We start from the raw sequence: 642 nt of genomic DNA on the forward strand, positions 1-642 counted from the left end.
GGTCAATATGGTGAGTCTTCAGTTCTTGCTCTTGTTGAAGCGCTTGACTCTTACATCCCAGAACCAGAACGTGCTATCGACAAAGCATTCTTAATGCCAATCGAAGACGTATTCTCAATTTCTGGTCGTGGTACTGTAGTAACAGGCCGTGTAGAAGCTGGTATCGTTAAAGTTGGTGAAGAAGTAGAGATCGTTGGTATTAAAGATACAGTTAAAACAACTGTAACTGGCGTAGAAATGTTCCGTAAACTTCTTGACGAAGGCCGTGCAGGTGAGAACTGTGGTATCTTACTTCGTGGTACTAAGCGTGAAGACGTACAACGTGGTCAAGTACTTGCTAAACCAGGTACAATCAAGCCGCACACTAAATTCGACGCAGAAGTATACGTACTTTCTAAAGAAGAAGGTGGTCGTCACACTCCATTCTTAAATGGTTACCGTCCACAGTTCTACTTCCGTACAACTGACGTAACTGGTGCAATCCAATTACAAGACGGCGTTGAAATGGTTATGCCAGGCGACAACGTTGAAATGTCAGTAGAATTAATCCACCCAATCGCAATGGACCCAGGTCTACGTTTTGCGATCCGTGAAGGTGGTCGTACTGTAGGTGCTGGTGTTGTTGCGAAAGTAACTGCATAA

Annotated in this window: 1 protein-coding gene; it reads left to right on the forward strand. The window is 44.2% G+C overall.

What is annotated here, in order from left to right:
• Positions 1 to 642, forward strand: a 642-nt coding sequence (locus ACTJJH_RS18360; protein WP_262469241.1) for an EF-Tu/IF-2/RF-3 family GTPase, incomplete at its 5' end; no start/stop codon positions are given.

Source organism: Acinetobacter sp. 22301 (genome assembly GCF_052045285.1).
In the GTDB taxonomy this organism is placed as follows: Bacteria; Pseudomonadota; Gammaproteobacteria; order Pseudomonadales; family Moraxellaceae; genus Acinetobacter; species Acinetobacter pittii.